Source organism: Streptomyces sp. DI166, from assembly GCF_900091315.1.
Lineage (GTDB): Bacteria > Actinomycetota > Actinomycetes > Streptomycetales > Streptomycetaceae > Streptomyces > Streptomyces fuscus.
The window spans coordinates 28,904-54,077 of sequence record NZ_FLSP01000059.1 but is presented as its reverse complement, the minus strand read 5'-3'; the positions used below and the strand labels follow the sequence as shown (position 1 = coordinate 54,077).

Annotated in this window: 21 protein-coding genes and 1 tRNA gene; 14 read left to right on the top strand and 8 right to left on the bottom strand. The window is 71.8% G+C overall.

Annotated features, from left to right (window positions below):
- Positions 1 to 237 precede the first annotated feature (237 nt).
- The 9 genes from GA0115233_RS25865 (at position 238) to GA0115233_RS25830 (ending at position 9,190) form a co-directional block, all read left to right on the top strand.
- On the top strand, positions 238 to 969 hold the full coding sequence (locus GA0115233_RS25865; RefSeq protein ID WP_093722699.1) for a YcnI family copper-binding membrane protein: 732 nt from the start codon (positions 238 to 240) through the stop codon (positions 967 to 969).
- Positions 970 to 1,047: 78 nt separating this feature from the next.
- On the top strand, positions 1,048 to 1,698 hold the full coding sequence (locus GA0115233_RS25860) for an SCO family protein (RefSeq protein WP_093722698.1): 651 nt from the start codon (positions 1,048 to 1,050) through the stop codon (positions 1,696 to 1,698).
- Entirely contained in the window at positions 1,695 to 2,144 is a 450-nt protein-coding gene (locus tag GA0115233_RS25855) for a copper chaperone PCu(A)C (protein WP_093722697.1), read from the top strand. Before GA0115233_RS25860 ends, GA0115233_RS25855 begins: the two co-directional genes overlap by 4 nt.
- A gap of 10 nt (positions 2,145 to 2,154) precedes the next feature.
- A complete protein-coding gene (locus tag GA0115233_RS25850) occupies positions 2,155 to 3,855 on the top strand; it encodes a copper resistance CopC/CopD family protein (protein ID WP_255310348.1) in 1,701 nt (566 codons plus the stop codon).
- Positions 3,813 to 4,289 carry a hypothetical protein gene (locus tag GA0115233_RS41875; protein ID WP_255310347.1) on the top strand — a complete coding sequence of 159 codons (477 nt, stop codon included), beginning with the start codon at positions 3,813 to 3,815 and terminating at the stop codon, positions 4,287 to 4,289. Before GA0115233_RS25850 ends, GA0115233_RS41875 begins: the two co-directional genes overlap by 43 nt.
- A 6-nt stretch (positions 4,290 to 4,295) precedes the next feature.
- Positions 4,296 to 5,576: an iron uptake transporter deferrochelatase/peroxidase subunit gene (gene efeB / locus GA0115233_RS25845; protein WP_093722696.1), complete on the top strand. Its 1,281-nt coding sequence runs from the start codon at positions 4,296 to 4,298 to the stop codon at positions 5,574 to 5,576.
- Between the two features lie 70 nt (positions 5,577 to 5,646).
- Positions 5,647 to 6,579: a prephenate dehydratase gene (pheA, locus tag GA0115233_RS25840; RefSeq protein ID WP_093722695.1), complete on the top strand. Its 933-nt coding sequence runs from the start codon at positions 5,647 to 5,649 to the stop codon at positions 6,577 to 6,579.
- 533 nt (positions 6,580 to 7,112) lie between these two features.
- On the top strand, positions 7,113 to 8,390 hold the full coding sequence (gene serS, locus GA0115233_RS25835; RefSeq protein ID WP_093722694.1) for a serine--tRNA ligase: 1,278 nt from the start codon (positions 7,113 to 7,115) through the stop codon (positions 8,388 to 8,390).
- Positions 8,387 to 9,190, top strand: a complete 804-nt coding sequence (locus tag GA0115233_RS25830) for an HAD family hydrolase (protein WP_093722693.1) — start codon at positions 8,387 to 8,389, stop codon at positions 9,188 to 9,190. Before serS ends, GA0115233_RS25830 begins: the two co-directional genes overlap by 4 nt.
- Positions 9,191 to 9,331: 141 nt before the next feature.
- On the opposite strand, the gene GA0115233_RS25825 is transcribed toward GA0115233_RS25830, so the two are convergent.
- From GA0115233_RS25825 to GA0115233_RS25805, 5 genes are all read right to left on the bottom strand, one after another.
- Positions 9,332 to 9,416: transfer RNA gene (locus tag GA0115233_RS25825), tRNA-Ser, on the bottom strand.
- 261 nt (positions 9,417 to 9,677) lie between these two features.
- On the bottom strand, positions 9,678 to 10,397 hold the full coding sequence (locus GA0115233_RS25820; protein WP_093722692.1) for an ABC transporter permease subunit: 720 nt from the start codon (positions 10,395 to 10,397) through the stop codon (positions 9,678 to 9,680).
- A 9-nt stretch (positions 10,398 to 10,406) separates the two neighbouring features.
- Positions 10,407 to 11,318: an ABC transporter ATP-binding protein gene (locus GA0115233_RS25815; RefSeq protein WP_093722691.1), complete on the bottom strand. Its 912-nt coding sequence runs from the start codon at positions 11,316 to 11,318 to the stop codon at positions 10,407 to 10,409.
- Positions 11,315 to 12,214: a hypothetical protein gene (locus GA0115233_RS25810; protein ID WP_093722690.1), complete on the bottom strand. Its 900-nt coding sequence runs from the start codon at positions 12,212 to 12,214 to the stop codon at positions 11,315 to 11,317. Before GA0115233_RS25810 ends, GA0115233_RS25815 begins: the two co-directional genes overlap by 4 nt.
- On the bottom strand, positions 12,204 to 13,166 hold the full coding sequence (locus GA0115233_RS25805; protein WP_093722702.1) for an ABC transporter ATP-binding protein: 963 nt from the start codon (positions 13,164 to 13,166) through the stop codon (positions 12,204 to 12,206). Before GA0115233_RS25805 ends, GA0115233_RS25810 begins: the two co-directional genes overlap by 11 nt.
- A 262-nt stretch (positions 13,167 to 13,428) precedes the next feature.
- Here GA0115233_RS25805 and GA0115233_RS25800 point away from each other — a divergent pair, with 262 nt between their 5' ends.
- From GA0115233_RS25800 to GA0115233_RS25780, 5 genes are all read left to right on the top strand, one after another.
- A complete protein-coding gene (locus GA0115233_RS25800) occupies positions 13,429 to 14,274 on the top strand; it encodes a M24 family metallopeptidase (RefSeq protein ID WP_176711938.1) in 846 nt (281 codons plus the stop codon).
- Positions 14,268 to 16,055, top strand: coding sequence for an SDR family oxidoreductase (locus GA0115233_RS25795; RefSeq protein ID WP_255310346.1), 1,788 nt, complete (start codon positions 14,268 to 14,270; stop codon positions 16,053 to 16,055). Before GA0115233_RS25800 ends, GA0115233_RS25795 begins: the two co-directional genes overlap by 7 nt.
- A gap of 177 nt (positions 16,056 to 16,232) precedes the next feature.
- Positions 16,233 to 16,820: an RNA 2'-phosphotransferase gene (locus tag GA0115233_RS25790; protein WP_093722687.1), complete on the top strand. Its 588-nt coding sequence runs from the start codon at positions 16,233 to 16,235 to the stop codon at positions 16,818 to 16,820.
- A 41-nt stretch (positions 16,821 to 16,861) separates the two neighbouring features.
- Positions 16,862 to 17,764 carry an LLM class flavin-dependent oxidoreductase gene (locus tag GA0115233_RS25785; protein WP_093722686.1) on the top strand — a complete coding sequence of 301 codons (903 nt, stop codon included), beginning with the start codon at positions 16,862 to 16,864 and terminating at the stop codon, positions 17,762 to 17,764.
- 93 nt (positions 17,765 to 17,857) lie between these two features.
- A complete protein-coding gene (locus tag GA0115233_RS25780; RefSeq protein ID WP_093722685.1) occupies positions 17,858 to 18,745 on the top strand; it encodes a Cof-type HAD-IIB family hydrolase in 888 nt (295 codons plus the stop codon).
- Here the strand turns inward: GA0115233_RS25780 and GA0115233_RS25775 are convergent, their stop codons facing one another.
- The 3 genes from GA0115233_RS25775 to cydD all read right to left on the bottom strand — a co-directional run bounded on the left by GA0115233_RS25775 (position 18,746) and on the right by cydD (position 25,166).
- Positions 18,746 to 19,819: a M23 family metallopeptidase gene (locus tag GA0115233_RS25775; RefSeq protein ID WP_093722684.1), complete on the bottom strand. Its 1,074-nt coding sequence runs from the start codon at positions 19,817 to 19,819 to the stop codon at positions 18,746 to 18,748.
- A gap of 118 nt (positions 19,820 to 19,937) precedes the next feature.
- On the bottom strand, positions 19,938 to 21,635 hold the full coding sequence (locus GA0115233_RS25770) for a sensor histidine kinase (protein WP_093722683.1): 1,698 nt from the start codon (positions 21,633 to 21,635) through the stop codon (positions 19,938 to 19,940).
- Positions 21,636 to 21,662: 27 nt separating this feature from the next.
- Positions 21,663 to 25,166 carry a thiol reductant ABC exporter subunit CydD gene (gene cydD / locus GA0115233_RS25765; protein ID WP_093722682.1) on the bottom strand — a complete coding sequence of 1,168 codons (3,504 nt, stop codon included), beginning with the start codon at positions 25,164 to 25,166 and terminating at the stop codon, positions 21,663 to 21,665.
- Between the last annotated feature and the right edge of the window lie 8 nt (positions 25,167 to 25,174).

Sequence of the window (25,174 nt, the reverse complement as noted above, 5' to 3'; positions counted from 1 at the left end):
CCGCGGACCTCGCGCCGCCCCCGCCGCACACCACCGCGCTCCAGCACACGGTGATCCGGCGCGGCCCGCCCGCCACCGCGCCCGTTCTCGTGCTCGCCGCCTGACGCGACCCGCCGCTGGGAGATCCACCCCGGATTCCGGTGGGGCCGCCGTCGCGCGGCCCGCGCACGCCACCGCACGGTGCGTGCGCCCCTCTACCTCACCGGAACAACCGAATCTCACTGTGGAGTGCTTCCCATGAAGGCTTCCCGCCTCGCCGCTGTCGGCGCCCTCACCGGCACCGCCCTGTTCGCCCTGTCCGCCCCGGCGCTCGCCCATGTCACCGTGCAGCCCGAGGGCGAGGCCGCCAAGGGCGGTTACGCGGTCGTGGACTTCCGGGTCCCGAACGAGAGCGACACCGCCTCGACCGTGAAGCTGGAGGTCAGCTTCCCGACCGAGCACCCGCTCGCCTCCGCGCGGCCCGAGCCCATCCCCGGCTGGGACGCGAAGGTCAGCAAGACCAAGCTGGACAAGCCGATCGAGCTGCACGGCCGGAAGATCAACGAGGCCATCAGCAAGATCACCTGGACCGCCACCGGCAAGGGCATCGAGCCCGGCTTCTTCCAGAAGTTCACGGTCTCCATGGGCGCCCTGCCCGAGGACGCCGACGAACTGGTCTTCAAGGCCGTCCAGACCTATGACGACGACGAGGTCTCCCGCTGGATCGAGGTGCCGCAGGAGGGCCAGGAGGAGCCGGAGAACCCGGCTCCGGTGCTGGCCCTGTCGGAGGCCGAGGAGGGCCACCACGGCGCGGCGGCGGACGACAAGTCCGACGACACCGAGAAGGCCGCCGCCGAGACCACCACCGAGGCGGCCGACTCCGACAGCACCGACACCACGGCCCGCGTCCTGGCCGTCGTGGGCATCGTCGTGGGCGCCCTGGGCGTGGCCTACGGCGTCCTCGCCGGCCGTCGGCGCACCAGCGCCTGAGTCCTCTCCCGGCGCGCGCCGGTGCCCCCGCGGCCCGGCGCGCGCCCGGAACCCTTTCCACCTCCGGGAACTTTCGCCATGCGCACCAAGACATACGCGGCGGCTGCACTGCTCGCCGCCGCGGCCCTGACCCTGACCGCCTGCGGCAGCGAGAAGGACGGCTCCTCGCCGGTCACCGTGGTCTCCGAGGAGGCCGGCGCCGAGAAGGCCGCGACCGTCCTCGACAAGCCCTTCGAGAAGCCGGACCTGGTCCTCACCGACACCGACGGCAAGTCCTACGACTTCCGTGAGGCGACGGCGGGCAGGCCGACGCTGATCTACTTCGGCTACACCAACTGCCCCGACGTCTGCCCGCTGACGATGAACAACATCGCCGTCGCCAAGAAGCAGCTCTCCAAGGCCGACCAGGAGAAGCTGCGGATCGTGTTCGTCACGACCGACCCCGAGCGCGACACCGCTCCCGCGCTCGGCAAGTGGCTCAAGGGCATCGACCCCGACGTCGTCGGGCTGACCGGCGACTTCGACACCATCCAGGCCGGCGCCCGCACCCTGGGCATCAGCATCGACCCGCCGCGCAAGGAGAAGGGCAAGGTGGTCTCCCAGCACGGCACCCAGGTCATCGCCTTCTCGCCGAAGACCGACGCCGGTTACGTCCTCTACGGCGAGGACGCCACCGTCGAGGACTACACCGCGGACCTCCCGAAGATCATCAAGGGGGAGAACCCGTGAGGCGGCTCGGTACGGCGGCCGCGGTCACGGCCCTGGGTCTGCTGCTGGCCGGCTGCGGGTCCGAGGACTCCGGTCCCGACCTGTCCGTCAGCGGCGCCTACATGCCGCAGCCGGTGTCCGACACCGCCGCCGCGGGCTTTCTGACCATCGAGAACAAGGGCGGCAGCGGCGACGAACTGACCTCCGTCAGCAGCGACATCGCGGGCACCGTCACCGTGCACGAGACCGTCGACTCCGCGATGCGGGAGGTGTCGAAGCTCGTCGTGCCCGCCGACGGAAGCGTGGTGTTCAAGAGCGGCGGCACCCACCTGATGTTCGAGAAGCTGAAGCGGAAGCCGAAGGAGGGCGACACGATCTCCGTGGAGCTGCACTTCGCCGATTCCGACCCGGTCACGGTCGAGATGCCGGTGAAGCCGGCCACGTACACCCCGACGACCGGACACTGAGGGAGATCCCTTGACCGCGACCATCGCTCCCCGCGTGCGGACCCTGGTGCTGCTGCTCCTGGCCGCCGCCGGACTGCTCCTGGCCGGTGCCGGACCGGTCTCCGCGCACGCCGTGCTCACCGGCAGCGACCCGCAGCAGGGGTCGGTGGTCGAACAGGCCCCGGACCGGGTCCAGGTCACCTTCTCCGAGGAGGTCGCGCTCTCCGACGACTCGCTGCGCGTCCTCGACCCCAAGGGCGAGCGCGTCGACACCGGCGAGCCCTCGGAGGTCAGCGGGACGACGTACGCGGTGCGGCTGCGCGACTCCCTCGCGGACGGCACGTACACCGTCTCCTACCAGGTCGTGTCGGCGGACAGCCACCCTGTGGCGGGCGCCTACACCTTCTCCGTGGGCGCCCCCTCGGCGACCTCCGTCTCCGTCTCGGACCAGACCGCGGGCGGCGGGGTCGTCGGCGCGCTCTACGGCTTCGGCCGCTACGTCTCCTACGCCGGCTTCGTCGTCCTGGTGGGCGGTGCCGCCTTCGTGCTCGCCTGCTGGCAGCGCGGGTCGGGGGTGCGGGCGGTGCAGCGGCTGGTGGTCTCCGGCTGGCTGGCGCTGACCTCGGCCACGCTGGCTCTGCTGCTGATGCGCGGCTCGTACACCGGGTCCGGCAAGGTCGCCGACATCTTCGACCTGGACCTGCTGGGCGATGTGCTGCAGACCAAGACCGGGGCGGCGCTGGTCTCCCGGCTGCTGCTGCTCGCGGCGGCGGCGCTGTTCATCGCGGTGCTGTTCGGCGCGTACGACAAGCGGGAGGGCACCGAGAAGCGGGACCTGACCTTCGGGCTGGCCATCGGCGGCACGGTGGTGGCGGCCGGGCTCGCGGCGAGCTGGGCGATGTCCGAGCACGCCTCCACCGGTCTGCAGCCCGGGATCGCGATGCCGGTGGACGTCGTCCACCTGCTCGCCGTCGCCGCCTGGCTCGGCGGCCTGACGGCCCTGCTGGTCGCGCTGTACCGCTCCCCGGAACTGCCGCCGGACGGCACGGCGGTACGCCGCTTCTCGGCACTCGCCTTCGGCAGCGTGCTCACCCTGGTCGTCACCGGCGTCTACCAGTCCTGGCGCCAGCTCGGCTCCTGGTCGGCACTGACGGACACCCGGTACGGGCAGCTGTTGCTCGTGAAGGTCGCCCTGGTGGTGCTGCTGGTGGGGGTCGCGTGGATCTCCCGCCGCTGGACGGGACGACTGGCGGCCCCGTCCGCGGCGAAGCCGCGGACGGAAGAGGCCACGGCGTCGGCAACGGACGGCACCGACACCGACCCGGCCGGTGAGACCGAGGGCTCCGCATCCGGTAACACCGAGCCCGCCGACTCCAAGCGTGCCGCCCGGCTCGCGCGGCAGCGGGCGGGGGCGCGGTGTCCGGCGCGGCCGGACAGGACAGCGCCGGTGACGACGGACAGGCCGCGCCCGACTCCACGGCACCGCCCCGGAAGACCGCCACCACGACCGCGCCGGGCGACACCGACACCGACCCGGCCGGTGAAGCCGAGGACTCCACCTCCGGCGGCGCCGAGCCCGCTGACTCCGCGCGCGCCGCGCAGCTCGCTCGGCAGCGGGCCGCTGCTGAGGCCGCGCGGCAGAAGCGGGTGCGGGACGCCGATCCGAACCGGTTCGGGCTGCGGCGGTCCGTGCTGGCCGAGGCGGGGGTCGCCGTGGTGCTGCTGGCGGTGACCACCGCGCTGACGTCCACCGAGCCGGGCCGTACGGAGCAGGAGGCCGCGAAGGCCGTCGCCGCCTCGTCCTCGGACGCCGGGGACTCCTCCGGGGCGCTGACGCTGGACATGCCCTTCGACACCGGCGGCGAGGACGGCAAGGGAGTCGTCCGCGTCGAACTCGACCCCGCGCGGGCGGGCAACAACGAGATGCACGTCTATGTCACCCGGCCCAACGGGCGCGCCTTCGACGTCCCCGAGGTGAAGGTCGCCTTCACCCTGGAGGCCCAGGACATCGGCCCGCTGCCGGTCGTCCCGGACCACATCACCACCGGTCACTGGTCCGCGAACGGCGTACAGGTGCCCATGGGCGGCGACTGGAAGATCGCCGTGACCGTGCGGACCTCCGACATCGACCAGGCCACCGTCTCCAAGAACGCGAAGATCGGCTGAACCACCATGGCTGAGCAGTCCATCCCGGAGGCCCGTACCCCCGTCGCCGACCACAGCGGCCCGTCCCCCGCCCCGGCCGGCGTGACGCGCCGCGCACTCCTGGGCACCGCCGGGGCCACCGGCCTCGTACTCGGCGCGGCGGGCGCCGCCGTGGGCTACGCCGCCGCCCCCGACCGGGAGACCCCGCTCAGCTCGGTCGGCTCGGACGAGGTGATGTTTCACGGGAAACATCAGCCCGGCATCCTCCAGGGCCTGCAGGCCCGCGGCCATCTGATCGCCTTCGACCTGGCGCCGGGCGCGGGCCGCAAGGAGGCCGCCGCCCTGATGCGCCGGTGGTCGGACACGGCACGCAGGCTGATGGCGGGCGAACCGGCGGGCAGCGGCGACACGGCGGTGGCCCGGGACGCGGGACCGTCCTCGCTGACGGTCACCTTCGGCTTCGGCCACAGCTTCTTCGCCCGCACGGGCTTGGAGAAGCAGCGCCCCGTCGCCCTGGACCCGCTCCCCGACTTCTCCTCCGACCACCTCGACAAGTCCCGCAGCGACGGCGACCTGTGGGTGCAGATCGGCGCCAACGACGCCCTGGTCGCCTTCCACGCCCTGCGCGCGATCCAGAAGGACGCCGGGAAGGCGGCGAAGGTGCGCTGGCAGATGAACGGCTTCAACCGCTCACCGGGCGCCACCGCCCACCCCATGACGGCCCGCAATCTGATGGGCCAGATCGACGGCACCCGCAACCCCAAGCCCGCCGAGCCCGACTTCGACAAGCGGATCTTCGTGCCCGCCTCGGGCGAACCGGCCTGGATGGCGAACGGCTCCTACGCCGTCGTACGCCGGATCCGGATGCTCCTCGACGACTGGGAGGGGCTCTCCCTGAAGGAGCAGGAGGCGGTCATCGGGCGCCGCAAGTCGGACGGGGCGCCGCTGTCCGGGGGCACCGAGACCAGCGAGATGGACCTGGAGAAGCTGGACGCGAACGGCGAGCTCGTCGTCCCGATCAACGCCCACGCGCGGATCAGCAGGCCCGACCAGAACGGCGGGGCGGCGATGCTGCGGCGGCCCTTCTCCTTCCACGACGGCATCGACGCGGACGGCACCCCGGACGCGGGCCTGCTGTTCGTGTGCTGGCAGTCGGACCCGCTGCGCGGCTTCGTGACCGTCCAGCGCAAGCTCGACCGCGGTGACGCGCTCTCGACGTACATCCGGCACGAGGCGAGCGGCCTGTTCGCGGTGCCGGGCGGCGCGGGCGAGGGAGAGTACGTCGGACAGGCCCTGCTGGAGGGGTGAAGCCGGTCGGGATCACCCGGTCGTGAGACGGGCGCACCATGCTGCGCGCCGGGGCCATTAGGGTGAGGACATGCCAGCGAGCTATGCGTATCTCGGTCCCGAGGGCACCTTCACCGAAGCCGCCCTGCGCACGCTTCCGGAGGCGGCCACCCGGAACCTGGTCCCGTACGTCTCCGTGCAGTCCGCGCTCGACGCGGTGCGCATCGGCGAGGCCGAGGCCGCTTTCGTGCCGATCGAGAACTCCGTCGAGGGCGGCATCACCACCACCCTCGACGAACTGGTCGCGGGCACCCCGCTGATGATCTACCGCGAGGTGCTGCTGTCGATCACCTTCGCGCTGCTGGTCCGGCCGGGCACCAAGCTCGCCGACATCAAGACGGTCTCCGCGCACCCGGCCGCCCAGCCGCAGGTGCGCAACTGGCTCAAGGCCAACCTCCCCGACGCCCACTGGGAGTCGGCCGCCTCCAACGCGGACGCCGCCCGGCTGGTCCAGGAGGGCCAGTACGACGCGGCCTTCGCGGGCGAGTTCGCCGCCGCCCTGTACGGCCTGGAGGTGCTGGAGAGCGGGATCCACGACGCGGAGAACGCCCAGACCCGGTTCGTGCTGGTGGGCCGCCCGGCCCGGCCGGCGGCGCCGACCGGCGCGGACAAGACCTCCGTCGTGCTGTGGCAGCGCGACGACCACCCGGGCGGGCTGCGCGATCTGCTCGGCGAGTTCGCGACCCGGGGCATCAACCTGATGCTGCTGCAGTCCCGGCCCACCGGCGCCGGTATCGGCAACTACTGCTTCTGCATCGACGCGGAGGGCCATATCTCCGACCGGCGGGTGGCGGAGGCCCTGATGGGGCTGAAGCGGATCTGCCTGGAGGTGCGCTTCCTCGGCTCGTACCCGCGTGCGGACGTGACCGCGAAGGACGTGTCCGCTCCGCGTCCGGGGACCTCGGACGAGGAGTTCGTGGCCGCCTCGGAGTGGGTGGCCCGCTGCCAGGACGGGCGGTTCTGAGCGCCGGTCGTACCAGCCGCTCATCGTTATCCACAGGAGTTATCCACAGGTCGGCCTCTCGACCTGGGGACAAGTCGACATCACAGGGCGACTCGGTCGACAAATCGCCCTACAGCACCCCACTCCGTCCACCGGCGCGCAGTTCACCCTTCGTCCACGTGTTTCCTGCGAGCAATCCTTTGGAGCGACGCATTTCCACTCGAACGTGGGCGTAAAGGAGGTTTGGCCTGGGAATCCACAGGATCGACCGGGCTATTCGGAGTGATCAATTCCGGAATCCACAGATCTTCCACACACCCTGTGGATAACCTTGCCGACACCTGTGGACGCCTGTGGATGAAGCTCTGCCAAGTCCCGGTTCTCCCAAGGGAATCGGGTCAACCGGGCGCCCGCCGCGTGCCCCGTCCCAGGGAGCGGGACGGATCTTATTGACACGTGGAGCAATTCCGTCATAACGGTAAGTAAGCCGCGATTCGACATACCGCGGAAATGCGAGTCGTGAGCAGGGACCCCGCCCCGGTAGCCTTGGCCGCGTGATTGACCTTCGCCTGCTCCGTGAGGACCCCGACCGTGTGCGCGCCTCCCAGCGTGCCCGTGGAGAGGATGTCGCGCTCGTCGACGCTCTCCTGTCTGCCGACGAGCGGCGCAGGTCGTCCGGCGTCCGCTTCGACGAGCTGCGCTCCGAGCAGAAGGCGCTCGGCAAGCTGATCCCCAAGGCCACTCCGGAGGAGCGGGCCGAGCTGCTGCAGAAGGCCGAGCAGCTCAAGGCGGACGTCAAGGCCGCGGAGGCCGCGCAGAACGAGGCCGACGAGGAGACCAAGCGCCTGCTGCTCCAGCTCGGCAACCTCGTCCACCCCGACGTGCCCGTCGGCGGCGAGGAGGACTTCGTCGTCCTGGAGACGCACGGCACCATCCGCGACTTCGCCGCCGAGGGCTTCGAGCCCAAGGACCACCTGGAGCTCGGCGAGGCGCTGGGCGCCATCGACGTCGAGCGCGGGGCCAAGGTGTCCGGCTCGCGCTTCTACTACCTCACCGGCGTCGGCGCCCTGCTGGAGCTGGCCCTGGTCAACGCCGCCATCGCGCAGGCCACCGAGGCCGGCTTCGTCCCGATGCTCACCCCGGCGCTGGTCCGCCCGCGCGCCATGGAGGGCACCGGCTTCCTCGGCCAGGCCGCGGAGAACGTGTACCACCTGGAGAAGGACGACTACTACCTGGTCGGCACCTCCGAGGTCCCGCTCGCCGCGTACCACATGGACGAGATCCTCGACGCCGACCGGCTGCCGCTGCGCTACGCCGGGTTCTCCCCCTGCTTCCGCCGCGAGGCCGGCACCTACGGCAAGGACACCCGCGGCATCTTCCGCGTCCACCAGTTCGACAAGGTGGAGATGTTCTCCTACGTCGCCCCGGAGGACGCGGAGAACGAGCACAAGCGGATCCTGGAGTGGGAGAAGCAGTGGCTGACCGGCCTTGAGCTGCCCTTCCAGGTCATCGACGTGGCCTCGGGCGACCTCGGCGCCTCGGCCTCCCGCAAGTTCGACTGCGAGGCGTGGATCCCGACCCAGGGCAAGTACCGCGAGCTGACCTCGGCCTCCAACTGCGACGGCTTCCAGGCCCGGCGTCTTTCGGTGCGGATGCGCGACGGCAAGAAGGTGCAGCCGCTGGCCACGCTGAACGGCACGCTGTGCGCCGTACCGCGCACGATCGTCGCCATCCTGGAGAACCACCAGCAGGCCGACGGCTCGGTGCGGGTGCCTCAGGTGCTGCGTCCGTACCTGGGCGGGCGGGAGCTGCTGGAACCGGTCGCGAAGTGAGCGGCTCGTTCCCCTACCGGCTGATCGCGACGGACCTCGACGGCACGCTGCTGCGGTCCGACGACACGGTCTCCGCGCGCACCCGTGACGCGCTCGCCGCGGCCACCGCGGCGGGCGCCGCGCACATCGTCGTCACCGGACGTGCGGCGCCCTGGACCCGGCACATCCTCGACGACCTCGGATACCAGGGGCTCGCGGTGTGCGCCCAGGGCGCGCAGGTGTACCACGCCGGTGAGCACCGGCTGCTGACCTCGGTGACGCTGGACCGGCAGCTGGCCGGGGTGGCGCTCGCGAAGATCGAGGCGGAGGTCGGTCCCCTCTTCCTGGCGGCGAGCCGGGACGGGCTGGACGGGGAGGTGCTGGTCGGACCTGGCTACTCGGTCACCGGAAAGCTGCCGTCGACGCCGTTCACCGACGCGGCGGACCTGTGGTCGGCCCCGCTGAACAAGATCTACATACAGCACCCTGAGCTGTCGGACGACGAGCTGGCGGACGCCGCGAGGCGCTCCGCGGGCGGGTTCGTGACGGTCGCCATGGCGGGCGCGGGCATTGTGGAGCTGCTTCCGCTGGGGCTGTCCAAGGCGACGGGGCTGTCCATCGCGGCCCGCCGCCTCGGCATCAAGGCCGCGGAGACCATCGCCTTCGGTGACATGCCCAACGACGTGCCGATGTTCGCGTGGGCGGGGCACAGCGTGGCGATGTCCAACGCGCATGCCGAACTGAAGGCGGTCGCGGACGAGGTCACGCTGTCCAATGACGAGGACGGGATTGCGGTGATCCTGGAGCGTCTGCTCGGGTAAGCGGTCCGGTCCAAAAAGCGCGGGGAACTGGTCCGCCCCAAGGGGCGCGGGGAACTGCGCGACCAGCCACAGCCGGTCAGCAGCCGCCCCTCAACCGCGCCCCCACTGCCTACGCGGCTCAGTCCCAGTGACAACGTTTCGCGGAGGATGCACGGATCGAACGTGCGCGGGGTTTCCCCCGACCACGGCTTAGCAAGCCGGTGCCTTACCACTCGGCCAATCCTCCGGGTGGGCGGCCTCACGCGACGTGGGAAATCGCGTGCTCGAAGCGGCCGCCCCGGGCAGCTCCCGTGCGGTGGGGACTCGACGGTGGGGTAACTACACCGGAGTCCGCCGCGGACTGCCCTGACGGGAGCAGAACGTACTGCCGTGCATGGACATCGTCCCGCTCCTCTCCCAGTCGACGGCGCCGCATGGCCTCGCGGCCGGACACCAACCATGGTGCCCGGCCGCCTAGTTGGACGCCACCGAATAAAAGGCGGCTGCTCTACTCCTCACCCGCCAGCGTCAGCGTCCGCAGCTTCTGTCCCGCGTACCAGGTGGCCAGCACCGTGACCGCGGTGAGCAGCACCGTGGCCGTGGTCAGGCTGACGTCCGAGACGACGAAGTCCCCGCCGGTCACCTCGTGGGCGACCGCCAGCGACCACTGCTGGACGCTCAGCGTGCGGGCGCCCTCGACGAGGGAGCCGAACAGCGCCTCCCAGACCAGGGCGTAGACCAGGCCGAAGACCACCGCGTGCCGGGAGACCGTGCCGAGCAGCAGGAACAGGGCGGCGTAGGCGATGGAGGCGACCAGCGCGGCCACCGTGTAGGCGACGGCGATCTGCTGGCCGTTGCCGTTGAGGACGAAGCCGGCGATCAGCGTCGGGACCGCGGAGAACACCATGGTCACCGCGATGGCCACGATCAGCTTGGTGAAGATGATCGTCGGGCGCTTGATCGGCTTGGAGAGCAGGTACACCACCGAGCCGTCGTCGATCTCGGGGCCGATCGCGCCGGTGCCCGCGATGACGCCGATGATCGGCACCATGGTGGCCAGCGCCAGCCCGCCGAGTAGGTCGGCGGCGGTCTGGTCGTCGGCGCCCGCGAGGCCGCGGACGATCACCGCGATCACGATCAGCAGCAGGGGCAGGGCACCGAGGATGAGGGCCCGTCGGCGGCCGAGCAGGGCCCGGTAGGTGAGCCGGGCGACTGTGGGGTCGTACATCAGGGCCTCCTACGCCGCGACCAGATACGAGAAGACGGACTCAAGCGACTCGTCGGACGGCGAGACCGTGAGCAGGCGGATGCCGTGGTCGCGCGCCACCCTCGGCAGCAGGGCCGTGAAGCGGCCGAAGTCGACCGCCTGGATGCGCAGGGCGCCCTCGGCGAGGTCGACCTCGATGCCGGACGTCGACGGGTCGGCGATCAGTGCGGCGGCCAGGGCCCGGTCGTCGCTGGAGCGCACCAGGTAGCGGTGCGGACGGTCGGTCATCAGACGGCGGATCTTGCGGAAGTCGCCGCTGGCCGCGTGGCGTCCGGCGACCACGACCTCGATGTGCCAGGCGAGCTGCTCGACCTCTTCGAGGATGTGCGAGGAGAACAGCACCGTGCGGCCCTCGTCGCCCATCTTCCGCAGCAGGTCCATCAGCTGCATGCGCTGGCGCGGGTCCATGCCGTTGAAGGGTTCGTCCAGCAGGAGCAGCGAGGGGTCGTGGACCAGGGCGGAGGCCATCTTCACGCGCTGGCGCATGCCCTTGGAGTACGTCTGGATCTTGCGGTCCTGGGCGTACTCCATCTCGACCGTGGCCAGCGCCCGCTGGGCGGCCTTGGCGCCCAGGCCGTGCAGTTCGGCGTTGGCGACGACGAATTCGCGGCCGGTGAGGAAGTCGTACATCGCCTCGCGCTCGGGGACGATGCCGATGTGCTGGTAGATCTCCTCGTTGCGCCACACCGGCTTGCCGTCGAGGGTGATCGTGCCGGTGGAGGGGGCGAGGAAGCCGCCCATCATGTTGATGAGGGTGGACTTCCCGGCGCCGTTGGGGCCGAGCAGGCCGGTGACGCCGGGCCCGATGTTCATGGTGATGTCGTTGACGGCGACCACGTTGCCGAACCAGCGGGAGACGTGGTCGATGCTGAGCGTGGTCACAGTCCGACCTTTCGGTAGCGGCGGATCAGCAGCCCGTAGGTGGCGGCGATCAGGCCGAGCGTGACAAGGACGTACACGGCGCCCTCGCCGTTCGACGGACCGACGCCGCCGGGGAAGTTGGTGGCGGCGCCGAGGAACGCGCTCTGCACCCCGTCGATCAGCGTGACCGGCGAGAACAGCCCGATCCAGGCGATGGCGTCGGTGCTGTTCTGGGCGTGGGCGATGGCCTGCAGGGTGGTGACGGAGCCGTAGGAGATGGTCAGTACGGCGATCACGGCGGCGATGCCGAAGCCGCGCCGCGGGGTGACTGCGGCGATGACCAGGCCGATTCCGGCGAACAGCAGCGAGAGCAGGGCGACGGACACGAGTCCCTGGGCGAATCCCTTGGTCTGGTCGGTGAAGTCGAGCTTGGCCAGCAGCGCGCCCACGTAGAGGACGAGCAGCGGGGCGCCGGTGAGGATGAACATCGCCGAGGCCAGCGCGGCGAACTTGGCGCGCACGTAGTCCGCGGTCTCGATGGGCCGTGAGAAGTACAGCGGCACGGTCTTGAAGCGCAGGTCGCGGGAGACCGACTGGGGCGCCTGCGAGGCGACGTACAGGCTGATGACGGCCTGCATGACGATCGCGTAGCGCGTGTAGTCGACGGGCAGTTCCTTGGCCTTGGTGGCGACCGCGACGGCGACCATGATGGCCGCGGGTACGCACATCACCACGAACAGCAGCATCGGCAGCACCTTGGACTTCGCCGAGCGGCCGAGGCCGTAGGCGCCGCGCAGGGACTGCGAGTACAGCGAGCGGGTGGCGTAGCTGCGGCCGAGGCGCGGGCCGTCGTAGCTGCGGTAGCCGATGTCGTGGATGCGGGTCTGGTCACCCGTCATGGGCTGGTCAAGAGCCATGGACGGCCGCCTCCTTGCGCTGCTCGTCGCCCTCGGTGAACACCTCGGCGATGTGGTGCCGGCGCTGTTCCATGCGGACCAGGCCGAGACCGAGGTCCGCGATCACGTCCCGGATCAGGTCGTACGTCTCCTCGCCCTGCGCGGTCAGCAGCAGGATGTGCCCGGCGCCGGGCAGTCCGCTGCCGGACTCGACGGTGATCCCGCGCGCCAGGAGCGCCTCGCGCACCGCGCGGGTGCCGTCGGGGTGCTCGTCGGTGTCGGTGACCTCGACGGCGAGGGTGGTGGTGGTCTGGGTGAAGTCGGTGGTGGAGGACGAGCGCAGCAGCTTGCCGCCGTCGATGATGACGACGTGGTCGCAGGTCCGCTCCAGCTCGCCCAGCAGGTGCGAGGTGACCAGGACCGAGATGCCGAAGTCGGTGTGGATCCGGCGGATCAGCCCGAGCATCTCGTCGCGGCCGACCGGGTCGAGGCCGTTGGTCGGCTCGTCCAGGAAGACCAGGTCGGGGTCGTGGACCAGGGCCTGGGCCAGCTTCACGCGCTGCTTCATGCCGGTGGAGTAGCCGCCCATGGGGCGGTAGCGCTCCTCGTACAGGCCGACATGGCGCAGCGTGTCCGCGGTGCGCTCGCGGGCGGCCGTCGGCGGCAGCCCGGACATGCGCGCCATGTGGACGACGAACTCGGTGGCCGAGACGTCCGGTGGCAGGCAGTCGTGCTCGGGCATGTAGCCGACGCGCTCACGGATGGCGGCGCCCTTGGTGGCGACGTCGAGGCCCAGCACCTCGGCGCGGCCCTCGGTGGCGGGGGACAGACCCAGCAGGATCTTGATCAGTGTGGACTTGCCGGCTCCATTGGCTCCGACGAGTCCGGTCACACCGGGCCCGACGTCCACGGAGAGCCGGTCAAGCGCGGTCACCCGGGGGAACCGCTTGCTCAGGCTTTCGGTCGCGATCACAGTCACAAGGACGACGGTAGTGACCGGGAACACGCCGGTCGTCAGACCGTGGAGCAGTCTTGGGGTCCCTCTGGAGTCGTACGGGTCCGTAGGGGTCACCCTGAAGTCGAACACCGGCCGCCCCGGCCGGGCCTGCTCCTGTGTCTCGGCCCTCCCCTGCTTCCAGGCCTCACCCCCTTCCTATTGACGCCGGGTCTAACAAGTGCCAGATTCTGCGATGTCAAGTTACGAGCGCGTACCGCAACCGGTGGGACGGGGTGCCATGGCTACGGCGTTGACCAGTGAACGCACGGCGGAGCTCGAAGGTTTCCGAAGAGTGCAGCGTCTTGCCTACGAGTGCGCCGAGGCCGTGGCCGCGCGGCTGGAACCCGGGGTCACCGAGCGTCAGGCCGCCCGGATGCAACGGGAGTGGCTCGCCGCGCGCGGGGTGCGGGACTGGTTCCACATGCCCTTCGCCTGGTTCGGCGACCGCACGGCCTTCGTGAACTTCCGGGTGCCGCTGCAGTTCTTCCCCACCAGCCGGCGCCTGGAGCCGGGGATGCCGTTCATCCTCGACATGGCCCCGGTGTTCGAGGGCTTCACCTCCGACATCGGCTACTCGGGCTCGCTCGGCGCGAACCCCGTCCAGCACAAGCTGATGGACGACCTGCGGGCCCACCGGGAGCTGATCCTGCGCGAGGTACGCGAACGCCGCTCGCTGAGGGAGATCTACGAGGACGTGGACCGCCTCATGGTCCGCCAGGGCTACGCCAACCGGCACCGCGCCTACCCCTTCGGCGTGATCGCGCACAAGGTGGACCGGGTGCGCGCACGCCGCTTCTCGCCCCGGCTGTTCGGGTTCGGCACCCAGTCCCTGAAGGGCCTGGCGGCAGACGCGCTGCACGGCCACCGCGAGGGCTGGTCCCCGCTGTGGTCGCCGTACCGCTTCTCCGACCATCCGCCGCGGCCGGGGCTGTGGGCGGTCGAACCCCACCTCGGGTTCCGGGGCACGGGCGCGAAGTTCGAGGAGATCCTGGTGGTCACCGACTCCCGGGACCCCGAGGAGAGCGCCTTCTGGCTCGACGACGATCTGCCGCACGTGCGGCGCTGGGCGGAGGTCACATGCTGACGGGAGCGCGGGGCGAAGGGGGAGTGACGGTGCTGAAGGGTGCGCGCGAGCGCTGGGTGCCGACCGGCGGGGTCGAGCTGTGCGTGGCCGAGCTGGGGGACCCAGAGCGGCCGACCGTGCTGCTGGTGCACGGCTATCCGGACAGCAAGGAGGTCTGGTCAAAGGTCGCGGTACGGCTGGCCGAGGACTTCCATGTGGTGCTCTACGACGTACGGGGCCACGGCCGCTCCTCGGCGCCGAAGCCGCTGCGGGGCGGGTTCACGCTGGAGAAGCTCACGGACGACTTCCTGGCCGTCGCGGACGCGGTGAGCCCCGGGCGGCCGGTGCATCTGGTGGGCCACGACTGGGGCTCGGTGCAGGCCTGGGAGTTCGTGACGGTCAAGCGCACCGAGGGCAGGATCGCCTCCTTCACCTCGATGTCGGGGCCGTCCCTGGACCACTTCGGGCACTGGATCCAGCAGCGCGTGAAGCGCCCGACCCCGCGCCGGATCGGCCAACTCCTCGGCCAGGGCGCCAAGTCCTGGTACGTGTACCTGCTGCACACCCCGGTCCTGCCCGAGCTGGCGTGGCGCGGACCGCTGGGCAAGCGGTGGCCGCGTCTGCTGTCCAGGCTGGAGAACGTGCCCGCGGGCAACTACCCGACCCCGTCGCTGCCTTCGGACGCGGCACACGGAGCATGGCTGTACCGCGACAACGTGCGGCCGCGCCTGCGCCGCCCGCGCGCCGACGCCTACGCGCACGCGCCGGTGCAGCTCATCACGCCCCTCGGCGACGCCTTCCTCTCCGAGCGGCTCTACGACGAACTGGAGCTGTGGGTTCCGCAGTTGACTCGGCGGACGATCCCGGCCAAGCACTGGGTGCCGCGCACCCGTCCGGACCAGCTGGCTTTGTGGATCGGGGAGTTCGTGACCTCCGTGGAGGGCGGACGGCCCGAGCCGAAGGCCGCCGGGCGCCATTCCGACCGCTTCGCCGGGCAGTTGGTGCTGGTCACCGGCGCGGGCAGCGGCATCGGGCGGGCGACGGCGTACGCGTTCGCGGAGGCGGGCGCGCGGGTGATCGCCGTCGACCGGGACGGCGAGGCGGCGGCGCGTACGGCGGAGCTGTCCCGGCTGGTCGGCGCAACGGACGCCTGGGCGGAGGTCGTTGACGTCTCCGACGACCAGGCGATGGAGAAGCTCGCGGCGAGGGTGGCCACCGAGCACGGCGTGGTGGACGTGCTGGTGAACAACGCCGGGATCGGGCTCGCGGGCACCTTCCTGGACACCACGTCCGAGGACTGGCGCAAAGTGCTGGACGTCAATCTGTGGGGTGTGATCCACGGCTGCCGGCTGTTCGGGCGGCAGATGGCGAACCGGGGACAGGGCGGCCACATCGTCAACATCGCTTCCGCTGCCGCTTTTCAGCCCTCGCGCGTTCTTCCCGCCTACAGCACGTCCAAGGCGGCGGTGCTCATGCTCAGCGAATGCCTGCGCGCCGAACTCGCCGACCAGGGCATCGGGGTGAGCGCGATCTGCCCCGGGCTGGTGAACACCAACATCACATCGACGGCACGGTTCGCGGGAGTTGACGCGGAGGAGGAGGCGCGACGGCAGAAGAAGTCGGCGCGCTTGTACGGAATGCGCAACTACCCGCCGGAAAAGGTCGCCGAGGCGATTCTGCGCGCAATTGTCAATGACGACGCGGTCGTTCCGGTGACTCCCGAGGCGCGTGGGGCGCATGTGCTCTCGCGGTTCGCGCCGGGGGTGCTGCGCAGGCTCGCGCGGGTCAAGTCGCCGGTGTAGGAGTGGAGTTCGTCAACTCAAGGGATCGTCAAGGCGAGTTGACGAAACCCCTTGAGAGTGGCGCTCGTTGTCCACAGAGTCGCCAATTCCCCTGTGGATAACCGCACTTGGCTGTGGATCAAACATGTTCCGCAAAATCATTCGCGTGATTCGGGTCTCTCCCGTCACCCTGAAAGGATGGACAAGAGACCACCCGGCGAACCCATGGACGAGCGCCGCACAGTGAGGGTGTCGAAGTACCTCTCCAAACACCTCCGGCATCAGCCCGAGCGCATCGGGCTCACCCTCGACGAGGGCGGCTGGGTGGAGATCGACACCCTGATCGCCGCCGCGGCCGCGCACGGCTTCCGGTTCACCCGGGAAGAACTGGACCACGTGGTCGCCCACAACGACAAGCGGCGCTTCGCCGTCGAGGGCACCCGGATCCGGGCCAGCCAGGGCCACAGCGTCGAGGTGGAGCTGGGGCTGCCCCCGGCGACCCCGCCGCCGTACCTCTACCACGGCACGGTGGCGCGCTTCCTGGACGCGATCCGGGCCGAAGGGCTGCGGCCCATGAACCGTCACGACGTGCATCTGTCGGCGGACCGCGAGACGGCGACCCGGGTGGGCGCCAGGCGGGGCCGTCCGGTCGTCCTGTCCGTCGACGCGGGCGCCATGCACCGGGACGGGCATGTCTTCCACATCAGCGCCAACGGCGTCTGGCTGACCCAGGCCGTACCCCCGCGGTATCTGCGCTTTCCGGAGTCGCACCGCAGCGCACGGTGACCGTTTCACGTGAAACCCGTTCGGCCGCATACGCTCGAATCATGAGTCTGCGCCTGAGCACCGTGATCCTCCCCTACCGCCGTTGGCAGGAAGGGAGCCGCGCGGCCTGGCAGCGGGCGGAGCAGCTCGGATTCCACACCGGCTACACCTACGACCACCTGTCCTGGCGCAGCTTCCGGGACGGCCCGTGGTTCGGCGCCGTCCCCACCCTGACCGCGGCGGCGGGCGTCACCGATCATCTCCGGCTCGGCACCCTGGTCACCTCCCCGAACTTCCGGCACCCGGTGACCCTCGCCAAGGAGCTGATCACGCTCGACGACATCTCCGGCGGCCGTGTCACCCTCGGCATCGGCGCCGGCGGCACCGGTTTCGACGCCACCGCCCTCGGCCAGGACCCCTGGACCCCGAGGGAGCGCGCGGACCGCTTCGCCGAGTTCGTCCCGCTCCTCGACCGCCTCCTGACCCAGGACGCCGTCTCCTACGAGGGCGACTTCTACTCCGCCCACGAGGCCCGCAACATCCCCGGCTGCGTCCAGCGGCCCCGGCTGCCCTTCGCGGTGGCCGCGACCGGCCCGCGCGGACTGCGGCTCGCCGCCCGCCACGGGCAGGCATGGGTGACCACCGGTGACCCGAAGCTGTACGAGAACGGGACCCCCGAGCAGTCGGTTCAGGCCATTCGCGGGCAGGTGGAGAAGTTGTCCGACGCCTGCGCCGAGATCGGGCGGGACGTGAGCGCGATGGACAAGATCCTGCTCACCGGGTTCACCCCGGACCGGGCCCGGCCGCTGGAGTCCCTCGGCGCGTTCGTGGACTTCGCGGGACGCCACCGGGAGCTGGGGTTCACCGAGATCGTGATCCACTGGCCGATCCCGGAGACGGACTTCGCCGCGGACGAGAAGGTCTTCGAGCAGATCGCCATGGAGGCGGTGGGGCAGCTCGGGTGAGGGCCGGATCCGGGGCTGCCGAAGGCGGTCCGGGCCGGGTTCATGGGCGTTAACCACTCACATGCGCACACTGCCGCACGGGCATGCAGGCATATGCGGGACAATGGCGCGGTGACCTCAGCGACTCGACAGCCCGAGACCCCGGCCGCCGCTCTTCCGCCCCGGCTGATCGCCACCGATCTCGACGGCACCCTGCTGCGGGACGACAAGTCGGTCTCCCCGCGCACGGTCGCGGCGCTCGCCGCCGCCGAGGAGGCGGGCATCGAGGTCTTCTTCGTGACCGGCCGGCCCGCCCGCTGGATGGACGTCGTCAGCGACCACGTCCACGGCCACGGCCTGGCCATCTGCGGAAACGGCGCCGCGGTGGTCGACCTGCACGGCGGCCCCGGCGCCCACCGGTTCGTGAAGGTCCGCGAGCTGGCCCGGGAGAACGCCCTGGACGCCGTTCGCCTGCTGCGGGACGCGGCGCCCGGCACCCTGTACGCCGTGGAGCAGACGTACGGCTTCCACCAGGAGCCGGACTACCCCAAGCTGCACATGGAGATCCCGGACACCCTGGCACCGGCCGAGGAGCTGCTCTCCGGGGACGGCCCGGGCGCCGACGAGCCGGTGCTCAAGATCCTCGCCTACCACCCCGACCTCGACCCGGACGCCTTCCTCACCCTGGCCCGCGTCGCCGTCCAGGACCGCGCCAACGTCACCCGCTCCAGCCCCAGCGCCCTGCTGGAGATCAGCGGCCCCGGCGTCTCCAAGGCCAGCACGCTCGCCCTGTGCTGCGCCGAGCGCGGGATCTCCCACGAGGAGGTCGTGGCCTTCGGCGACATGCCCAACGACGTGGAGATGCTCACCTGGGCCGGCCAGTCGTACGCGATGGGCAACGCCCACCCGGACGTCATAGCCGCCGCCTCGGGGCGGACCGTCGCCAACAACGACGACGGTGTGGCGGTCGTCATCGAGCGGCTGCTGTCCCTGCACGGCTGATCAGCCCAGGTTCACCTCGCGCGAGGCCAGCCAGGCCTCCGGGTCCAGCGCCGATCCGGACTCCGGGGTGACCCGCACCTCGAAGTGCAGATGCGGGCCCGTGGAGTTGCCGGTGCTGCCGGACTGCCCGATCCACTGCCCGGTGCCCACCCGCTCGCCCTGGTCGACGGCGACGGCCGCGAGATGGGCGTACTGGGTGTAGTAGCCGTTCGGGTGCTGGAGCACGATCTCGATGCCGAACGGTCCGCCGCAGGACACCCGCACCACGCGCCCCTCGCCCACCGCCCGTACCGGGGTGCCGATCGGCACCGCGAAGTCCTGCCCGGTGTGCCGACGCGCCCACCGGTCACCGCCGCTGCCGTAGGACGCGGACAGCTCGTAGGTCTCCACCGGCGCCACCCAGCGGCTGGCGAAGTGGGTCTCCGGCTGGTCGAGGCGGACCGCGCCCCGGCAGGCACCGGCCGCCACCGAGGCCTCCGCGCGGCCCTGCAGCTCCTCGCGGGCCTCCTCCAGCTTGGCCTCGATGTCCTGCTTCAGCGAGGCCAGTTCGGTGCTGCGCCGGTCCAGGTCCCGCCAGGCCTCCTTGGCCTTCTCCTCGTCGGCGGTGAGCCGTGCCTCGGCCCGGCGGTTCTTCTCGACGGCGTTGTTGACGGCCAGGTTGGTGCGGGAGAAGACATGCTGACCGCGCATCAGCTCCTCGGGGCTGTCGGCGAGGATGATCTGCGCGGTCACCGGCATCCCGCCGCCGTCGCGGTACTGGGCGCGGGCGATCCGGCCCAGGTCCTCGCGCAGGACGGCGATCTCCGCCCGCCGGCGGTCCAGCAGGGCTTCCAGCCGTTCGGCCTTCGCCCGCTGCTCGTCCGCTTCCCGTCGGCCCGCCTCGTAGTGCCGGGTGGCGACAGCCGCCTCCTCGTACAGCTGTGTCACCTTCGCGCTGAGCACGGAGTCGCCGTCCGCGGCGGCCGTCCCGGCGGTGTCGGAGGTGTCGTTCGTGGTGGCGGGGCGGGCCGCGAGCACGGCGCATGCGCACAGCAGCACCGGAACGAGCAGCGGATGTCGGCGAAGTGAACGCATGTCAGCGATCGTGTCCCCACCCGGGGCGCGCGGTCCTGTTCAAGGGGTACGGCCGGGGGAACGGTTGGTCCCAACGGACCACGGCCGCCTGGACCCGGTACGTCTGCGGTCGCGCCACTCACTGCGGCGCCTGCCACACCACCGTCGTCCCGGCGCCGTTCTCCCCGATGCCGCCTTCGATCCAGCTGTCGCCGCCCAGCGACTGCGCGCGCCGCTTGAGGTTGCGCAGGCCACTGCGCCTGCCGCCCTCGGGGACGCCGACGCCGTCGTCGGCGACGGTCAGGCGCACGCCGGGAGTGCCGTCGGGAAGTTCGACGGTCGCGTCGACGACGACCTCGATCCGGGAGGCGTTCGCGTGCCGGAAAGCGTTGGAGAGCGCCTCGCGCAGCGCGGCGAGGAGATCCTTGCCGGTCAGCTCGCCGACCAGGGTGTCGACGGGCCCGACGAAGCGGTGCCCGGGTCGGAAGCCGAGCGGTACGGCGGCCGTGGTGAGTTCGCGCAGCACCCGGGTGCGCAGGCTCGTGGCGGCCTCCGCCGGGTTCTGCTGGAGCGCGAAGATCGCGGTACGGATCTCCTGGATCGTGGTGTCGAGTTCGTCGACCGCCTTGCCGACGCCCTCCCGCACCTCGGGCACGACCGACCGGCGCTGCGCGCTCTCCAGCATCATCCCGGTGGCGAACAGCCGCTGGATGACGAGGTCGTGCAGGTCGCGGGCGATCCGGTCGCGGTCCTCGTAGACCGCGAGCCGCTCCCGGTCGCGCTGGGCCTCGGCCATCATCAGCGCGAGCGCGGCCTGGGCGGCGAACTGCACGGCCAGCACCCGCTCGGCCCGCGTGAACGCCCGCCCGCCCCGCGCCCGCGCCATCACCAGCCCGCCGAGCACGCGGCCCTCGCTCTGCAACGGCAGCATCATCGTCGGGCCCCAGGCGCGGGCGAGCCGGGCCACGGCCTGCGGTTCGGTGGCCGTACGCGGATCGGCGGCCGCGTCCTGGAGGAACACCACCCGCCCGTCGACGAGTTCGCGCACCAGCTCGTTCTCCGCCGGTACGACGGTGCCCAGCACCCGGCCCGGCCGCTCGGCGGACACGGCGACGATCTCCAGGCCGCCCTCGTCGGCGGGCAGCAGCACCAGGGCGGCGGCCGAGTCGGACAGACGGCGCGCCTGTTCGGCGACCACCTGGAGGGCGTCATCGGTGTCCTGGCCCGACAGCAGCGCGGTGGTGACGGCGACCGAGCCGTCGATCCAGCGCTCGCGCTGCTGGGCCGCCTCGTACAGGCGGGCGTGGCCGATGGCGATCCCGGCCTCGGAGGCCAGCACCCGGACCAGGTCGAGGTCCTCCTGCCCGAACGGCCCCCCGCCGCGCTTCTCGGCCAGGTACAGGTTCCCGAAGATCTCCCCCTGGACCCGGACCGGCACCCCCAGGAAGGTGCGCATCGGCGGATGGTGCTCGGGGAAGCCGTAGAAGCGCGGGTCCTCGGTCACGTCCTCGATCAGCAGCGGCACCGGGTCGTGGATCAGGGCGCCGAGCACGCCGTGGTGCCCGTCGGGCCGCCGTCCGATGCGGCGCGCGGTCTCCTCGTCCACGCCGTGGAAGACGAAGTCCGAGAGCCCCTCGCCCTCCTCGTCGACCACGCCGAGGGCCGCGTACCGGGCGTCCGTGAGGGCCGCTGCGGTCTCGCAGATCCGGTCCAGGGTGGAGTGCAGCTCCAGCTCGCTGCCGACGGTCCGCACGGCCTCCAGCAGTCGCAGCAGCCGCCCCGCCTGCGCGTCCGGCAGGGACGGCGGCGGGGTGGGGAGACCGGGGGACTGTGACATGACCTGAGCCTAAGTACGCCGTTTTGTTCAGGAAACTCGGACGGGCTGCCCCGCCGACGCCAGCCGGTCCGCCTGCTCCTCGCGCTCCACCATCGCCCGCAACGGCCCCTCCACGGCCGCCAGCTCGGCGAAGGTGCCGCGCTGGACCACCCGTCCCCGGTCGAGGACGACGACCTCGTCCACGGCGTCGAGACCGGCCAGCCGGTGCGTGATCAGCAGGGTGGTGCGGCCCTCGGTGGCGGCGAGCAGATCGGCGGTGAGCGCGTCGGCGGTGGGCAGGTCGAGATGCTCGGCGGGCTCGTCGAGGACCAGCACCGGGAAGTCGGCGAGCAGGGCGCGCGCCAGCGCCAGCCGCTGCCGCTGACCGCCGGAGAGCCGGGCGCCGTGCTCCCCGACGAGCGTGTCCAGCCCCTCGGGCAGCGCCTCGGCCCAGTCCAGCAGCCGGGCCCGCTTCAGGGCGTCCCGCAGTTCGTCCTCCGTGGCGTCCTTCCGCGCGAGCAGCAGGTTCTCGCGCACCGAGCTGTCGAAGAGGTGCGCGTCCTGCGCACACAGCCCCACCAGCCGCCGGACGTCGTCCCCGGCCAGCGCGCGGGCGTCCACACCGCCGAGCGTGTACGTGCCCGCCCGCGCGTCGAGGAACCGCAGCAGTACCTGGGCCAGTGTCGTCTTGCCCGAGCCGGACGGCCCGACCACGGCGATCCGGCGGCCCTCCTCCAGGGTCAGGTCGAACCCGGCGAGCGCGTCCCGGTCCTGCCCGGCGTACCGGGCGGCCAGGCCCTCGACGACGACCGGGAAGGGCACGGCGGGCGCCTGCCGCGGCTGCTCCGGCTCGCATACGGGCTCGGGGGCGTCCAGCACCTCGTACACCCGCTCCGCGCTGCGGCGCACCCGCTGGCGGTACCGCACGGCGAGCGGCAGCCCGAGGACCGCCTCGAAGGCGGCCAGCGGGGTCAGTACGACCACGGCCATGGCGACACCGCTCAGCCGCCCGTCGGCGACACCCTGGGCGCCCACGAGGGCGGCGGCCGCGACGGTCAGACCGGAGACCAGCGCGGTGAGCCCGTCGCCGAGCGCGGTGGCGGTGGCGGCCCGCGAGGCGATCCGGGTGAGCGCGGCATCGGCACGGCGGGCTTCGGCGGTACGGGTGGGCAGGGCTCCGGCGACGGTCAGTTCGGCGGTGCCGGTGAGCAGATCCGTCACGCGAGTCGCCAGTACGCCCCGGGCGGGGGCCAGGCGTCGCTCGGCGCGGCGGGCGACGGCGGCGGTGACGAGGGGGAGTCCGGCGCCGGCCGCCAGCAGGCCGACGGCGAGCACGGCGCCCGCCTCGGGCAGCAGCCAGGCCATGAAGCCGACGGAGACCGCGGACACCGCGGCGGCGGCCCCGGCGGGCAGCAGCCAGCGCAGCCAGTAGTCCTGGAGGGCGTCCACGTCGGCGACGAGCCGGGAGAGCAGATCGCCGCGCCGGGTGGTGCGCAGTCCGGCCGGGGCGAGCCGCTCCAGGCGCCGGTAGACGGCGACCCGGGTGTCGGCGAGCATCCGCAGCACGGCGTCGTGCGAGACCAGCCGCTCGGCGTAGCGGAACACGGCGCGTCCGATGCCGAAGGCGCGGGTCGCCGTGACGGCCATCATCAGGTAGAGCACGGGCGGCTGCTCGGAGGCCCGGGAGATCAGCCAGCCGGAGGTGGCCATCAGTCCGACGGCACTGCCGAGGGCGAGGCTCGCCAGCAGCAGCGCCAGGGCGAGCCTGCCGCGGCGGGCACCGGACATGGCGCGGACCCGGGCAAGGACGTCACCGCTCGCTGCGGGGGTGGCGGTGGATTCCTCTGCCGGGACCTCCCGCACGGTGCTGGTCGGCGTGGGCGCGGACTTCGGCTTCGCCGGGACCGGGTGGGCGGTCGCGGCCGGCTCCGCCAGGCGCACCACGCGGTCGGCCACGGAGAGCAGCGCCGGACGGTGCACCACCAGCAGGACCGTCCGCCCTGCGGCGAGGCGCCGTACCGCCGCCACGACCTCCGCCTCGGTGTGGCCGTCCAGGGCGGCGGTGGGCTCGTCCAGCAGCAGGACCGGACGGTCGGCGAGGAACGCCCGCGCCAGCGCCAGCCGCTGCCGCTGACCGGCCGACAGCCCGGCGCCGTCCTCGCCGAGCACGGTGTCGGCGCCCTCGGGGAGCGCGGCCACGAACTCCAGCGCCCCGGCGTCCTTCAGGGCCTGCGCGACGGCGGCGTCGTCCGCGTCGGTACGGGCCAGGCGTACGTTCTCGGCGATCGTCCCGGCGAACAGGTGGGGCCGCTGCGGCACCCACGCGATCCGTGACCGCCACTGCTCCAGGTCCAGTTCGGTGAGGTCGGCTCCCCCGATCCGCACCCGCCCCTCGGTGGGCCGCACAAAGCCCAGCAGGACGTTCAGCAGCGTCGACTTGCCCGCCCCGCTCGGGCCGACCAGGGCCACGGTCTCGCCGGGTTCGACGGTGAAGGAGACGTCCGACACGGCGTCCCCGGCGCGGCCGGGGTAGCGGACCGTCACGTTCTCGAAGGCCAGGGCGCCGGACGGGACCGGGGCACTGCCCGAGTCCGGCGCGGGCGTCTCCAGTACCTCGAAGATTTCCTCGGCGGCCGCCAGCCCCTCGGCCGCCGCGTGGTACTGCGCGCCGACCTGGCGCAGCGGCAGGTACGCCTCGGGCGCCAGCACGAGGATGACCAGACCGGTGTAGAGATCCATCTCGCCGTGCACGAGCCGCATGCCGATCGTGACGGCGACCAGGGCGACGGAGATGGTGGCCAGCAGCTCCAGCGCGAAGGAGGACAGGAAGGCGATGCGCAGGGTCCGCATCGTCGCCTGCCGGTACTCCCCGGTGATGCTCCGGATCGACTCGGCCTGCGCCTTGGCCCGGCCGAACACCTTCAGCGTCGGCAGCCCCGCCACGACGTCCAGGAAGTGCCCGGACAGGCGGGACAGCAGCCGCCACTGACGGTCCATCCGGGACTGGGTGGCCCAGCCGATCAGCACCATGAAGATCGGGATCAGCGGAAGGGTGCCGACGATGACGGCCGCCGAGACCCAGTCCTCGGTGACGATCCTCGTCAGCACCGCCACCGGCACCACCACCGCGAGCCCGAGCTGCGGCAGATAGCGCGAGAAGTAGTCGTCCAGGGCATCGACCCCGCGGGTGGCGAGCGCGACCAGCGATCCCGTCCGCTGTCCGGCCAGCCATCCCGGGCCGAGCGCGGAGGCGCGCTCCAGCAACCGCCCCCGCAGCTCGGACTTGACCGCCGCGCTCGCCCGGTGGGCGGCCAGCTCGGTGAGCCAGCCGACCACCGCCCGTCCGGCCGCCACCGCCGCCAACAGCAGCAGGGGAGTGCGCAGTTCGGCGACGGACATGCCCTGCTGGAAGGCGCCCACCACCGTCTCGGCGATGAGCATGGCCTGCGCCACGACCAGCAGGGCCCCCACGACGCCCAGGCCGACCACGGCCACCAGGAAGATCCGGGTGGCGCGGGCGTACCGGAGCAGTCGGGGATCGATTGGTTTCACGTGAAACA